A 13222-nucleotide genomic window follows, 5' to 3' on the forward strand; every position below is an offset into this window, starting at 1 on the left:
GCTACCCCCGGGGCCCCGCGCCCCCCGCCCGCCGGCCGCGCCCACTCCCCCAGGCCCGGGCCCGGCCGCCGCGCGGGCGTGTCTCGAAGTCCCGCTGTCCTACTGCGCGGCGGGGGACTTCGAGACACGCCCTAGCCGTTCGCGTGCGCGCTCATCGCTTCCTCGAACATGGCGGCGTCGCCGGCGAACACGCCCTCGCTCCGGGGGTAGGCGACCACCACATCGGTGAACCCCAGGCACGCGCAACGCCCTACGAGGTCGCCCAACCGGTCCACGGATGAGTAGGGGTCAGCCACGATCCGGCTGAGGTTGACCAGCTTGCGCAGGTCGGCAGGGTCCCGGCCGACCTCCTCGCAGGCCGCGGCGAGCCGCCCGAGCTGCGACCGTAGCGTACGGAACGCGTCGGCCTCGGGCTGCACGCCGGGGTGTTCCGCCGCACCGATGGTCACCCAGATCTCGCCGAATTCGGCGGCCAACCGCATGCCACGGCGGCCGGTACCGGCGATCGCGAACGGCATCCGCGGCCGCTGCACACATCCGGGAGTCACGGAGGTCTCCCGCGCCGTGAAGTACCGGCCACGGAACTCTGCCTTCCCATGACGCAGTACTTGATCGGTCAGTGTGACGAATTCCGCGAAACGGTCGGCCCGTTCCTCGGGCGACAGCATCGGTCCACCCAAAGCCGTGACGTCCGGTCCTGCCGCCCCACTGCCGATGCCGAGAACGAACCGCCCCCCGCTGATGTGGTCGATGGTCATGGCCTGGATCGCGGTCGTCACCGGATTCCGGAAATTGGGCGAGGACACGAGGGTTCCCAAACCGATCCGTTCGGTGACGGAGGCGGCCGCGGCGAGCGTGGTCATCGCGTCGAACCATGGTCGACCCGTCAACGATCGCCAGGACAGATGGTCGTATGTCCACGCGTGGTGTGCCCCCAGGCGCTCCACTCGTTTCCAGACCTGGACGCCGTCCGGCCCTGTGTGTTCGGGGAGCACCAGAACTCCCAGTCGTGCAGGCAGCGTCATGTCACGTTCACCGCAGGCTGACCCGGTATGCCCGCAGCCATCGGTCCACTTCCAGGAGCGGAACAAGGACGTGTGCTCCACTGACGTGGGTCACGGTGTTGTCGGTGCCGGTCGCGATCTCGCGGACACGGTCGCCGTCCAGCAAGCCGTACAGCGGCGATGAGGTGTCGTTCGGCAACGCCTGTACCGCGCGGCGTACTTCGGCGTCATGTGCCGGGTCGTGCATCGCCGGATAGCCGGACTTGGGGCGGGTGCGCACCTTGGCCGGCACCAAGTCGCCCGCGGCCATCCGCAGGAGGCTCTTCTCCCGGCCGTCGACGACCTTCATCGACCACGGAACGTTCCAGACGTACTCCAGCAGGCGGTGATCGCAGAATGGCACGCGCACCTCGAGACCGACCGCCATGCTCATCCGGTCGGCCGCGTCCAGCAGATACGCCAGGGGGCCGTGCAGACTGAAGAACAGCACCTCCCGCATCCGGGCGTCGAGGCCATCCTCGCCGGAGAGCCGGGGGACCTTGGCACGCAGGGTGGCGTACCGATCCCGCTCAGCCTCGTGCGGCTTGGTCCTCGCCCGCACATCCGGGGCGAGGCAATCGGCGAGCCTCGGTGCGTCGCCCAGCCATGGAAAGGTCTGCCGCCAGATCATCTCCGGGTTGTGGAACCAGGGATAGCCACCGAACAGTTCGTCGGCGGCCTCGCCGGAAAGCGCCACGGTCACCTGCTCGCGTACCGCCTTGAAAAGCAGATAGGCGGAGGAGTCGAATTGTCCGAGGGTCGGCAGATCCCGTGCACGCAGCGGCGCATCCATCCCGCCGGCCACCGCTGCGGGGTCCAGCACGACGTCGTGATGGTCCGTCCCCAGGTGTTCGGCGGCCAGCCTGGCGTACGGCGCGTCCTGCTCCGGTCGCAGCGCCGTCGGCCGGAAATCCGTCCCATCACCAGCGAACTGGACGGCGAAACTGTTCAGCGGACCGCCGTGGGCACGTGCGGCCAACGCCGTCAACACGCTGGAGTCGAGCCCGCCCGACAACAGCGACCCGACCGGGACGTCCGCTACGAGATGCCGGAGGACGACGTCTTCCAGCAGTTCACGGATGCTGCTCACGGTCGTGGACAGGTCGTCGGTATGCTCCCTGCTCACCAACTGCCAGTACGGATACTCGCGGCAGCCACCTCGGCCGATGCGCACGACGTGCCCCGGCTTCACCTCATGAAGCCCGCGCAGCGGCGTCTCCCCCGGCAGGGCCAGCTTCGGGTTGAGCAGGATCGGCAGCATCTGCTCGTCCACCTCCGGCCGGAACAAGGGATTGGCGAACAACCCTTTGGGCTCGGAGGCGAACAGCACACCGTCCGGCAACGGCACGTAGTAGAGCGGCTTGACGCCAAGCCGGTCACGTACCAGCAGCAACTCTTCGCGCGTCGAATCCCAGATCGCGAGGCCGAACATTCCGTCGAGCCGCTCGGCCACGGCCGCCCCCCATTGAAGGTATCCACGCAGCACGACCTCGGTGTCCGACCTGGTGGTGAACTCGTGACCGAGCCCCGCCAGCTCGGCGCGCAACTCGCCGAAGTTGTAGACCTCACCAGAGTGGATCAGCACCACAGGTTGCCGTCGCGGGCCCGCGGTGGCCGCCATCGGCTGCCCGCCGCCGTCGATATCGATGACGGCCAGCCTGCGCTGACCGAGCGCGATGTGCGGGCCGATCCATTCCCCGGCACCGTCGGGGCCCCGGTCGCGCATCGTCTCGACCATCGAGGCCAGGACGTCCCGCTCTCGGGTGAGATCCCGTGAGAAGTCCAGCCAGCCGACCACACCGCACATCAGTGATTCCTCTCATTCCCATGCGAACAGGCAGGTGAGGACGGCGCCGTCGGCGCAGCGGACCACGCCGGGCCTGTCGGCCGGGGCGAATCGGGCCAGACAACCCGCGGGCGCGCCACCCAGGCAGAACGGGCTGACCACGGAGTTCGCGGCGACTCGCACGATCTCGCCGGACTCGAGCATCACGTCCACCGGGCAGGTATCTGATTCGACGACCTCTTGGGCGATGGGATAGCCGGTACGGACCCCTTGCTCGATCATTCGTGCCCAGTCGTCCGGTTCGGTGCGTGCACCGAAAACGACCTCCTTGCCTCCGCAACCGGTGGCGCCTTTGAGGAGGAACGACTCCTGATGCTCGATCAGCAGGCGGGGCAGGTCGTAGCGGCGCCCTCGCCATCGCACGGTACGCGCCCCCATCGTTCTGCTCCACGGCACGTAGCGGTCGACCAGTTCGCGTTCCTCGGCGGTCAGCCACGGCGGTCCCTCGGACAATCGGGCGAGAGTCTTCTTCGAATGCAGCAACCAGGACGTCTGTGAGGGGATCAGCCGGAAGCCCGCGTCGAGCGCGGCCCGCGCCGGGCTGATGTCACAACCCACCTCCCGCGCGTCCTCGAGGTCGAACTCGCCGAGGCCGAGCGGCTCACGCAGCGGTCCGGGGAGGCCGATCCCGTCCAGCAGTTCGTCGAGTTCCAGGTGGCGCGCGCGAATCCCGTGCGCCCGTAGCCCGTCAACCTGCAAGCGCAGTGTGCGGGAGGTATTCGTCGGATCCCAGTCACCGAGGTGGTCGACGACTACCGCCGATGGTGGCACGCCGAGTTCGGCGCATGTCCGCTCGACCAGCGTGGCGAGCCTGGCCCAGACGTCCACGCCGACGAAGGAAGGCCGACCCGCCCGCTCCCTGATCCGCCGCCAGGCGTGCTGATAGGCATGGAAGTCCGCCATTCCGCCGAAGGCACCGCCGACGTTGAACTCGATGAACTTAGGCCCGTTCACTCCGATGACGACGTCGGCCCGGGCCATGTCGGCGCAGTGGCGCAACTCGAAGTCGTCGTCGGGAACGAACATCGGGCAGTCCGCACGATCGATGCCCAGCGCTGCGATTCGGCCATCGCGGTCCTCGGCCGTGTGCAACATCTCCTTGCGCAGCAGGACCAGGAGGTCAGCGGTCGCTCGCAGCAATTCCCAGAACGATTCCATCGGCAGGACGAGCGGTTGCAGCGCCAGCGGGAACACCGGGAGGCGCAGGTCACGTAGTTCGTGCCGCATGATCTCAGCGATCCGCTCGGGCTCCAATCCGATGTCCGGTGGCTGCTCCCAGCGGCCGAACCATGGCGTGCTCCCGGCGTGCGGCCTGATTACGGTGGTCATTCGTCGGCACTCTCCGAGCTTGCGCGAAGCGGCTGTGATCGGTGGGAGAAGAACTCGTCCAGATCCAGGGTGCGGTAGCCGTCCATGCCCTCTCGTGTCCGTGCGAGGTCGAGGCGGGGAGGTCGTCCCTCGTCATGGAAGTACACCGCGCGCATGCGATGGTCGTCCACGAGCTCCACCACGGGGTTGGCGACCAGGAAGTCGCGTACTGCGGGGGTGTCCCGACGTGCATGCCACCACAGCCGCAGGCTGCCGAAGTGGTTGCGGGCCATGATCGCCCTTGACCCGAGCTTTCGCTTCAGCCGGAAGATGCCCTGACTCAGGAAAGGCTCGGTGCCGCCGAAATCGACGTGCTGCACTCCCATTTTGCCGGCCCATTCCAGCAGCAGGTGGTCGGCGGTGCGCAGCGCGCCGTTCTCATAGTGCTCCCGCAGGCCGTCCAGCACTCCGACCATCCGGATAATGAGGAGACGTTCGGCCGGCTCCCACCGGCACACCATGCCGGCCACACGCTTTCGCCTGTGAGTCACGAACGCCAGGACACCATGGCGGAACAAGCATTCTCGCGCGGTGTCCCGCGACTCACTGCGCGCGCGCTCGCCGTGCCGGGCCTGCATGGTCGGGACGTGCATTCGGTCGTAGAAGTAGTCGAAGGACGCAGAGTCCTCAGCCACCTCCAGCGCCCAGGACCCGAGTTCGTGAAGCCTGTTGGACCAGCGTCGTTCGGACTTCGAAATCCGGCTTCGCCAGCCGTCCTCGCCGTCCCCCGTGTACGCCAGTACATGGAGTCGGAACGGCAGAACCAGCGCTGATCGCCGCGGCAGCATCCGAACCTGCGCGCTGGAACCCGCCACCGCGACGAGGTCCGCATCGGGCAGCCACCCACCGCGCAGCAGGGCCGTTCGGTTCGCCCCGCCACGCACCCTGGTGCTCGTGACGGCTCCCAGTGCCTCTCGGCGCTGCTCGAGCATCTGGTGGACCTTGATGATCCCGTACGGCGCACCGACGTAGGCGATACTCGGCGCGTCGGCACCGGCGGCCGATATCACGGTCGCCCACGACGACACCCGAGTATCCACGAAAGAGCGAGTGGCGACGACGTGACGGTTCGTGCTCTGTGACCAGACATAACCTGTCAGCGATCGCCACCGTCGCGTACTCTCCATGACTCCCATCACGGCCGCCTCGAGATCCTGGAATTTCTGGCCGTCAGGCCTGCAACCGGCTCCTCACACGCTCTTTCCTTCCGCCGCGTCAGCGGCGACCTTTGCGAGGTCCTCGACGCTTTCTACGGTTTTGAGGTGTGCATCCGGGACAGGCGTGAAATCGGTGACCTGATAGCTGCCCGAGCCGTGCACGAGGATGTCGGTTTCGCTCACCAGGCCACGATCGATCCCATTGAGAACGCCCGTGAGCGCCATCACCAGCGACCACTCGCGCAGATCATCCGGCACAGTCGGCAAGATGCACCCGGCCGGCTGCAGCATCTCTCGTAGCGCCGAGTAACGCTGGAGGCATTCATGTCGCGATACGACGATTCCGCCTCCTCCCTGTGACCGGATCAACGCGTTCATCTCGGCTGAGGTGGCCGGCTGTCTGGTGTAGAAAGTCGAGTCGAGGATCTCGTCCAGCGCAAACGTCGTCAGTGGAAATCGTGGATCGGTATCTTGCCGGTAGAACCCATTGGCATGATCCAACGTGTACGTGGGCATTGATCGTCGGTTTGTAGAACCGAAATACAGGCTGAGCACCATGTCGGGCGTGTCCAGATGCTGAACCAGAAAATAGCGCGCCGTCGACTCACCATGCCCATCCTCGGCGAATCGGCGTGCGCCGAGAGCATGCCCAAGAAGCCCGAACGCGCTGGACACCGCATGTACGTGAAGTCGTTCCTTCGCATGCGGCAGATAGTCCTGCTCTACGAACGCCCGCACGATGTCTGCCACTCGGTAGTTGTCGAGGTCGAGGGTGTACCACAACCGCACCCCGAAGCGCTTGTACATCTCTGTGCCGAAGCCGTCGACCAGGCCCGCAGCCAGCGTCTTGACCTCGTCGCGGCGCGCGCCGTGATAGACGGCCACCGGATTGCGCACACGTGCTCGCGCGTCCGAGGCCAACGGCGAGGACCACAACTTGGCTCGGGACGCCGTCGGCACGACGACCAGGATCGCCAGTTCCTCCGGCGTGGCCAGGCCCGTCTCATGCGCCGCCGACACGGCGTCGCGCAACGCGGTCGCCTTGTTCCCTGAGGACGGGGAGACGATCATCATCCGCTCGCCGGTCCGGCGAATGTGCTCGACCGCGCGGGCGACGATCAACCGCGAGGCGAACGTCTTGGTGGTGCGGGTGCGCTCGTTGCGCATGAGGTCGAGCAACCGCAGCCGGCGCCCGGCGTACTCGCCGAGGTCGGTGATGGCGATGTTCGAGGCCGCAAAGAATCTTGTCAGGTCATCGCCCGGTGCGGGCAGTACGTGACCCGCCTCGAACCGATCGCCGGAGCGGGATTTCCGGCTGAGTTCTTGGAGCGCGGCACGTATCGGCTCGTCATACCGAACAAGGGGGTTCTCGACGGTGATCGAGGGTTCGACATCGGCATGCCTCATGTCGCCATTGTCATCCACTGGCTTCGCCTGCAGTCAAGCCTCTCCGCGCATGACATTTACTACTTGAGTATCGTCGGGAGCTCAGCTAGATTGAACTCTCGCCAAACTGTTCTGACTCACCTATTGACACTCTGACCAGCGATAAGAGCCCTAGGCTACCGGAGCTAACACCAAGAACCTGTGCGAGAGGCCATGGAACTACTGGACTCGTCCGGACCGCAATTGGCCATACCGATCAGACGGTTCATCTGGGACCTGACCTACGCGTGTCCACTCCGCTGCATACACTGCTATTCCGAGTCGGGACGTCGCCCAGCCCGAACACTCGATCGCGAAAGCATGCTGCATGTCGTTGATACCATCATTGCGGCCGGCCCGGAGCGCGTGTCCTTTGCCGGCGGCGAGCCACTGCTCGTACCCTGGTGGGACGAGGCCGCACGTCTCCTTAATTCTGCCGGCATTCCGGTGACCATCTTCATCAGCGGATGGCTGATGGACGAGGAGATGGCCGACAAGCTCACCACGTCCGTGACCACGGTGACAGTGAGCGTCGACGGTCCGGACAAAGAAACGCACGATGCCATTCGTGGCCGCATCGGCTCCTTCGACCGCGCCATGGCCGCTCTCGATCGACTCATCCGAGTCAAACGACAACGCATGGCACGAAGCGAGACCTGCTATCAGCTCGGCGTTGATTACACGGTTACACGGACCGGTAAGCACAACATCGGCGATTTCGTAGAAAAGGTAACATCGCGTTTCGCGGAGCTCGACTACGTCCGCATTGGCGCGGCAATGCCGGTAGGGCTCGCCCAAGAGACTCAATTCGTGAGGAGCGAGCTACTCAACGACGAAGAGTTGGACGCGCTGGTCGATTCCGAGCCCGATCTCATGTCGCGCGCCAGAAACGGCGTGTCGGTCGAGGTCACGGACGTGCGAACCTTCCTGCCGACTTCACCGGACAGCATCGAAGGCGAGTCGATCGCACAGATCGAGCCGGATGGCGCGTTGCGGGCGTTCGCCATCTACGAGGCGAAGGTCGGCAACATCCTCGACGAGCCCCTTGATGTGCTGTGGGATCGAGCGATCGCATGGCGGAACGACCCGTTCGTGCTCGAGCAGAAGAATTCGATCAAGACTCTCGACGACTGGGCACGCGTCACCCGTGCCCTCGACCGCCGCTATGGCTCAGACGAGGACAAGGCAAGGATCGCCCGTCGAAATGCCGTGGTGCGGCAGTCCGGGAGCGCCGCTCGCCGAGACGGATCGTGACGCGGAACTTCGCCGGCGTACGGTGAGCCTGCCGACCGCAGCATGACGTGACCGGCTATCGCAGTTCGCCGGGCAGCAAGCTGAACACCACGGTGTCGCGCCGTTCGCCCTTGAACTGGATATGCGAGCGCAACACGCCCTCGCGTACGAACCCACAGCTTTCGGCGACACGTTGGGACGCGACGTTGTCAGGGGCGCATGTCAGTTCCAGGCGGGCGAGGGCGAGGCTGTCGAATGCCCATCGCGCCAGCAGGCGCAGTGCCCGCGTGGCGACGCCGCGTCCGCGCGCGTGCGACGCGAGCCAGCAGGCGACCGCCGCACGCGCCTCGCCCAGGTCGACGTCGTACATCGAAACCCTGCCCCAAACGTGATCGGGATCGGTTGCGTCGACTATGGCGAGGTCGAGTTCCTCGCCGCGAAGCCGCGCGTCCTCCTGCTCGTCGAAGGACTCGACCACATGCGCTTCGGTGAACGGCTCGACGAACGGCCAGGAGAAGCGCAGGCACAGCGGGTCGGAGAAGCCGGCGAACCGCTGCGGCGCGTCGGATCTACGCCAAGGGCGCAATGCAACGATGCCATCGGCGAGCGGGGGGTCGGGGAACGACAACGTCGGCACGCATGGAAGTTACACCCACAGGACGGGGCCGCTGAACCATTTCGGCTCGCTGCGGCATAAATGAGGTCCCGTCGACTCAACGGCCCGTAGCCATGTAAGTCTCCCCTGACGTACGCTCACGATCGCGGCTCAAACCGCGATCCTGATCTTCAGGTACCCATGCTGACTTGGGAGGATTCCATGGCCCGCAGCAGCAAGCTCCTGCCCTTCACCTTCAGTTCCGCACTGTGAGCAAGGACAAGGGACGACACAACGACTCCGACGACTTCGCGGGTATCAGCCGCGGGGGCGCGGCCTTCCTCGTGACCGTCGTGGCCTTGGGACACCCCTGGCGGACGCTCAAGGAACTGCTCCCAATGGTGCGTCGGCTGGGCCTTCAGGCGCTCAAACTCCCATTGGTCCCCTTCGCGCTGGTGGCCGCGATGCTGTGGTCGCGCCGAAAGAACCGAGGCCTCACCTTCGAGGACTACCTGCATGGCTTCGGCGAGGAAAGAGACCAGCCGTGACCGAGATCGACGAGCACGGCGCCGTTCGACCAGCAGTTGGTCGGACCCGTATGTCCGGCAGCCTGAGGCGATCACGCTCGCCTGGCTGGATCCGACGGGCATGTCCCCGATCAAGACAGGACGAACGCTGCCTGATGCGGAACTGGGCTCCCGCGTGTTTCCCACTGGATGAGTCTGTTCGGCCTCGGGCCTCCGAACGCGTTCTCAGCCCGAGGGTTGTCCGACTTCCCGCCCGGAACGCCTCTGACACTCGTACATCTCAAGGCTCTTACGGGCGGCATCCGGATATCTGCGGACGAGCCGGTCGAGCTGCGTCAGTTCGCACGCCGCCGTCGCGGCGGACAGCCCGAGCCGGTCGATCGCGGCGTTCAACGCCCGCACCGACTCGAGCGTCGCCCGCGCGATCGGGTCGGTGATCTCTCGCGCCTCCGTCACGGCCGCCGCCGGATCGGGATCGTGACGACCTGCCGGATGACGTCGACGAGGTCATCGACCTCGTCGGGGGTGAGAACGCGCGCCGAGTCGTGCCGGTCCGCGATCGGCTTGCCCCAGGACCACCACCACCGGAGGTTCCCGTCGCCGTCGGGGCGGCATTCCACTTCTTCCGTGAGAAAGTGGCTTTGCGCGATGATTCGGACCTTTGCTCCGTACTGCTCCGCGGTCAGACCGGCCTCCTGGCAGGCCTGCGTGAGCCACTTCGCGAATGCGCTTATCTCTTCGCTCGTGTGCGGCCTCATTGGCTTAATCTCCTAGCGTGAGATTGGTGCTACACAGCGTGGCCGCAAGGGGATAGCCTGGGAAGTGCGAACCCACCGTCGCTTGCGCGTGAAGTCCCGAAAACCATTCACATGAGGATGTGAACCCCCCGATGGCACCGAAACGAGAGACAGCGCTCGACGCGTGGGGTAGAGAGCTGGCCCACGCCTGCGAGGCGGCCGGTCTGACCGGCAAGCAATTCGCCGAGACACTGCACGTCGCCCCGTCGACCGTCAGCCAGTGGATTAACGGCCGCCGCACCCCCCACCTCGACGACGTCAACCGCTGCGACCAGGCGCTACGAACCAACGGCTACCTCGCCCGCTACTTCGATAAGTGGGTGACGCCCGAGATCCCTACGGTGTGGACCGACAGGTGGCTGTCCGCCGAGGCGCACGCCAACATGATCCAGAACTATGAGTTCGCTGTGATCCCCGGACTGCTCCAGACGTCGGATTATGCTCGCGCTGTCATCCAGCACAATCGGCACTCAGGGATCGACGTCGAAGAAATCGTTCGCCGTAGGATTGAGCGGCAGGCGATACTGGACGATGAGAACCCGCCGATGTGTATTTTCATCGTCGATGAGTACGTCCTTCGGCGCCCGATCGGCGGTAAGAAGGTCCTCCATGAACAATTAGTGCATCTTCACGCTATGGCGCAACGGTGGAACATCATCGTCAAGATAGTGCCCGCCGGTACCGAGTACTACGCTGGCTGCCCGTTCATGATCGCAAAGCTGGACGGGTTGGAGATCGCAAACCTTGACACCGCTCTTAGAGGGCAGGTCATCGAGCGGCCTGAGCAGGTGGCCCAGATCGGTCGAATCTGGGAGGATATTCGCGAACTGGCGTTGTCGCCAGAGGAATCGCTCGCGTTGATAAAGGCGGTGGCCCAAGAATGGCAGAATTGAGCTGGCGGAAGTCGTCATGGAGCGGATCCAACGGCGAACAGTGCGTCGAGGTTGTTGTCGTTGAGGGGTGGCCGTCTAGGAGCTGAAAGCGCCTGTCAGGGCGTCGGTGGCCATGGCGTGGAGGAGGGCGGCCATGGTGTCTCGGTTCAGTTCGCCGGTGCTGTGCGGGGTGGAGTTGAGGAGGCCGAACATCGCGTGGGTGGCGGCGCGGGCGCGGTCCTCGGCGGCGGTCGGGTGCATCAGGAGGAGCACTCGGACCCATTCCTCGGCGTAGGCGCGTTGCAGGCGGCGGATCTCGCGGCGTTCCGGCTGCGGCACGTTGCCCAGTTCGCGGACGTGGACGGTGATCAGGGCCGGGTTGTCCAGGGCGAAGTCGATGTGCCAGCGGAGCAGGGCGTCCAGGGCCACCTCCGGGGTGTCGGCGGCGGCGACGCGTCGGCGGCCCTCGGTCAGCAGGCGCTCGCTGATGTCGACGAGCATCTCGACGAGGAGGGCCTCCTTGCCGCGGAAGTGCCGGTACAGCGCCGGGCCGGTGAGGCCGACCGCGCGGCCGAGGTCGCCGATGGACACGCCGTGGTAGCCGCGCCCGGCGAACAGCTCCGCCGCCGCGGACAGGATCTCCAGTCGGCGGGTCGGGGGAGCGCTGACCTCTGCCATGCCACGAGTCTAGACGACTCCTGTTAACGTTGATTAACATCGGACTTGTTAACGATCGTTAACAGGAGGGCCTGTGTCGGAAGCTCCGCGGCTGGTGAGCCGCGTGGACGTGCGCGGTGCGGCGTTCGAGCGCAACGCCGAGGAGAACCTCGCGCTCGCCACCGAGCTGCGCGAGCGCCTGGCCCGCGCGGCCCAGGGCGGCTCCGAGCGCGCCCGCAAGCGGCATGTCGCGCGGGGCAAGCTGCTCCCACGGGACCGGGTGGACGCGCTGCTCGATCCGGGTTCGCCCTTCCTGGAGCTGTCCCCGCTGGCGGCCACGGGCATGTACGACGACGAGGCCCCGGCGGCGGGCGTCATCGCCGGCGTCGGGCGGGTGTCGGGGCGCGAGTGCGTGATCATCGCCAACGACGCGACCGTCAAGGGCGGCACGTACTACCCGATGACGGTGAAGAAGCACCTGCGCGGCCAGGAGGTCGCGCTGCACAACCGGCTGCCGTGCGTCTACCTCGTCGACTCCGGGGGAGCGTTCCTGCCGAAGCAGGACGAGGTCTTCCCCGACCGGGAGCACTTCGGCCGGATCTTCTACAACCAGGCGACGATGTCCCAGCAGGGCATCCCGCAGATCGCCGCCGTGCTCGGGTCGTGCACGGCCGGCGGCGCGTACGTCCCGGCGATGAGCGACGAGACCGTCATCGTCCGGGAGCAGGGCACGATCTTCCTCGGCGGCCCGCCGCTGGTGAAGGCCGCGACCGGGGAGGTCGTCAGCGCCGAGGACCTGGGCGGCGGAGACGTGCACTCGCGCGTCTCGGGTGTCGTCGACCACCTCGCCGACGACGACGCGCACGCGCTGTGCATCGTCCGGTCGATCGTCTCGACGCTGGAGCCGCCGGGCCCCGCGCCGTGGCCGACGATCCCGGCCGAGGAGCCCGCCTTCGACCCTGGGGAGCTGCGCGGTATCGTCCCGCCCGACTCCCGGACGCCGTACGACGTGCGCGAGGTCATCGCGAGGATCGTGGACGGCAGCCGGTTCCACGAGTTCAAGGAGAGGTACGGGCCGACGCTCGTCACCGGGTTCGCGCACATCCACGGGCAGCCCGTCGGGATCGTGGCCAACAACGGCATCCTGTTCAGCGAGTCGGCGCTGAAGGGCGCGCACTTCATCGAGCTGTGCGACCGGCGCTCGATCCCGCTGGTCTTCCTGCAGAACATCACCGGCTTCATGGTCGGCCGGGAGTACGAGGCCGGGGGCATCGCCAAGCACGGGGCCAAGATGGTCACCGCCGTCGCGTGCGCGCGGGTGCCGAAGCTGACCGTGATCATCGGCGGGTCGTTCGGCGCGGGCAACTACGCGATGTGCGGCCGCGCCTATTCGCCGCGCTTCCTGTGGATGTGGCCGAACGCCCGGATCTCCGTGATGGGCGGCGAGCAGGCCGCGTCGGTGCTGGCCACCGTGCGCCGCGACCAGCTCGGCGACGAGTGGCCGGCCGCGGAGGAAGAGGAGTTCAAGAAGCCGATCCGGGAACAGTACGAGCGGCAGGGCAGCCCGTACTACTCGACGGCGCGCCTCTGGGACGACGGCGTGATCGACCCCCTCGACACCCGCCGGGTGCTCGGCCTGGCCCTCGCCGCCTGCGCGAACGCTCCACTCGAACCCGTCGGCTACGGCATCTTCCGGATGTGA

At 66.4% G+C, this 13222-nt stretch carries 14 protein-coding genes; 5 read left to right on the forward strand and 9 right to left on the reverse strand.

Features of this window, described 5'->3' with window-relative positions:
* Positions 1-131: 131 nt before the first annotated feature.
* The 5 genes from AB0L00_RS31500 to AB0L00_RS31520 form a co-directional block, all read right to left on the reverse strand.
* Complete coding sequence (locus tag AB0L00_RS31500; RefSeq protein WP_364440704.1) at positions 132-1091, reverse strand: LLM class flavin-dependent oxidoreductase; 960 nt, start codon at positions 1089-1091, stop codon at positions 132-134.
* The gene (gene asnB, locus AB0L00_RS31505; RefSeq protein ID WP_364440705.1) at positions 1033-2850 is read right to left on the reverse strand and encodes an asparagine synthase (glutamine-hydrolyzing); all 1818 of its coding nucleotides are present in this window, start codon (positions 2848-2850) and stop codon (positions 1033-1035) included. Before asnB ends, AB0L00_RS31500 begins: the two co-directional genes overlap by 59 nt.
* Before the next feature lie 12 nt (positions 2851-2862).
* On the reverse strand, positions 2863-4218 hold the full coding sequence (locus AB0L00_RS31510) for a hypothetical protein (protein WP_364440706.1): 1356 nt from the start codon (positions 4216-4218) through the stop codon (positions 2863-2865).
* The gene (locus AB0L00_RS31515) at positions 4215-5285 is read right to left on the reverse strand and encodes a hypothetical protein (protein WP_364440707.1); all 1071 of its coding nucleotides are present in this window, start codon (positions 5283-5285) and stop codon (positions 4215-4217) included. Before AB0L00_RS31515 ends, AB0L00_RS31510 begins: the two co-directional genes overlap by 4 nt.
* Positions 5286-5447: 162 nt before the next feature.
* Positions 5448-6821 (reverse strand): DUF6002 family protein, encoded by a 1374-nt coding sequence (locus AB0L00_RS31520; RefSeq protein WP_364440708.1) that lies wholly within the window; start codon positions 6819-6821, stop codon positions 5448-5450.
* 192 nt (positions 6822-7013) lie between these two features.
* On the opposite strand from AB0L00_RS31520, the gene AB0L00_RS31525 reads away from it, so the two are divergent.
* On the forward strand, positions 7014-8093 hold the full coding sequence (locus tag AB0L00_RS31525; protein ID WP_364440709.1) for a radical SAM protein: 1080 nt from the start codon (positions 7014-7016) through the stop codon (positions 8091-8093).
* A 55-nt stretch (positions 8094-8148) separates the two neighbouring features.
* Here the strand turns inward: AB0L00_RS31525 and AB0L00_RS31530 are convergent, their stop codons facing one another.
* Positions 8149-8709: a GNAT family protein gene (locus tag AB0L00_RS31530; protein ID WP_364440710.1), complete on the reverse strand. Its 561-nt coding sequence runs from the start codon at positions 8707-8709 to the stop codon at positions 8149-8151.
* A 227-nt stretch (positions 8710-8936) separates the two neighbouring features.
* Here AB0L00_RS31530 and AB0L00_RS31535 point away from each other — a divergent pair, with 227 nt between their 5' ends.
* Positions 8937-9215, forward strand: a complete 279-nt coding sequence (locus AB0L00_RS31535) for a hypothetical protein (RefSeq protein ID WP_364440711.1) — start codon at positions 8937-8939, stop codon at positions 9213-9215.
* A gap of 204 nt (positions 9216-9419) precedes the next feature.
* On the opposite strand, the gene AB0L00_RS31540 is transcribed toward AB0L00_RS31535, so the two are convergent.
* Entirely contained in the window at positions 9420-9650 is a 231-nt protein-coding gene (locus tag AB0L00_RS31540) for a hypothetical protein (RefSeq protein ID WP_364440712.1), read from the reverse strand.
* Entirely contained in the window at positions 9647-9952 is a 306-nt protein-coding gene (locus AB0L00_RS31545) for a hypothetical protein (protein WP_364440713.1), read from the reverse strand. The genes AB0L00_RS31540 and AB0L00_RS31545 overlap by 4 nt, the downstream gene beginning before the upstream one ends.
* Positions 9953-10083: 131 nt before the next feature.
* On the opposite strand from AB0L00_RS31545, the gene AB0L00_RS31550 reads away from it, so the two are divergent.
* Both AB0L00_RS31550 and AB0L00_RS31555 read left to right on the forward strand, forming a co-directional pair.
* Complete coding sequence (locus tag AB0L00_RS31550) at positions 10084-10884, forward strand: helix-turn-helix transcriptional regulator (protein ID WP_364440714.1); 801 nt, start codon at positions 10084-10086, stop codon at positions 10882-10884.
* Positions 10872-10970 (forward strand): DUF397 domain-containing protein, encoded by a 99-nt coding sequence (locus AB0L00_RS31555; RefSeq protein ID WP_364440715.1) that lies wholly within the window; start codon positions 10872-10874, stop codon positions 10968-10970. The genes AB0L00_RS31550 and AB0L00_RS31555 overlap by 13 nt, the downstream gene beginning before the upstream one ends.
* Here the strand turns inward: AB0L00_RS31555 and AB0L00_RS31560 are convergent.
* Positions 10960-11541: a TetR/AcrR family transcriptional regulator gene (locus AB0L00_RS31560; protein WP_364440716.1), complete on the reverse strand. Its 582-nt coding sequence runs from the start codon at positions 11539-11541 to the stop codon at positions 10960-10962. The two genes, AB0L00_RS31555 and AB0L00_RS31560, sit on opposite strands and share 11 nt — an antisense overlap.
* A gap of 103 nt (positions 11542-11644) precedes the next feature.
* On the opposite strand from AB0L00_RS31560, the gene AB0L00_RS31565 reads away from it, so the two are divergent.
* On the forward strand, positions 11645-13222 hold the full coding sequence (locus tag AB0L00_RS31565) for a carboxyl transferase domain-containing protein (RefSeq protein WP_364440864.1): 1578 nt from the start codon (positions 11645-11647) through the stop codon (positions 13220-13222).

The organism is Actinoallomurus sp. NPDC052308, assembly GCF_040679195.1.
GTDB lineage: Bacteria > Actinomycetota > Actinomycetes > Streptosporangiales > Streptosporangiaceae > Actinoallomurus > Actinoallomurus liliacearum.

What these genes read in the sequence shown, in the direction of transcription:
- asnB (WP_364440705.1), bottom strand. Translation starts at nt 2,850, where the DNA reads ATGTGCGGTGTGGTCGGCTGGCTGGACTTCTCACGGGATCTCACCCGA.
- AB0L00_RS31510 (WP_364440706.1), bottom strand. Translation starts at nt 4,218, where the DNA reads ATGACCACCGTAATCAGGCCGCACGCCGGGAGCACGCCATGGTTCGGC.
- AB0L00_RS31520 (WP_364440708.1), bottom strand. Translation starts at nt 6,821, where the DNA reads ATGAGGCATGCCGATGTCGAACCCTCGATCACCGTCGAGAACCCCCTT.
- AB0L00_RS31525 (WP_364440709.1), top strand. Translation starts at nt 7,014, where the DNA reads ATGGAACTACTGGACTCGTCCGGACCGCAATTGGCCATACCGATCAGA.
- AB0L00_RS31545 (WP_364440713.1), bottom strand. Translation starts at nt 9,952, where the DNA reads ATGAGGCCGCACACGAGCGAAGAGATAAGCGCATTCGCGAAGTGGCTC.
- AB0L00_RS31550 (WP_364440714.1), top strand. Translation starts at nt 10,084, where the DNA reads ATGGCACCGAAACGAGAGACAGCGCTCGACGCGTGGGGTAGAGAGCTG.
- AB0L00_RS31555 (WP_364440715.1), top strand. Translation starts at nt 10,872, where the DNA reads ATGGCAGAATTGAGCTGGCGGAAGTCGTCATGGAGCGGATCCAACGGC.
- AB0L00_RS31560 (WP_364440716.1), bottom strand. Translation starts at nt 11,541, where the DNA reads ATGGCAGAGGTCAGCGCTCCCCCGACCCGCCGACTGGAGATCCTGTCC.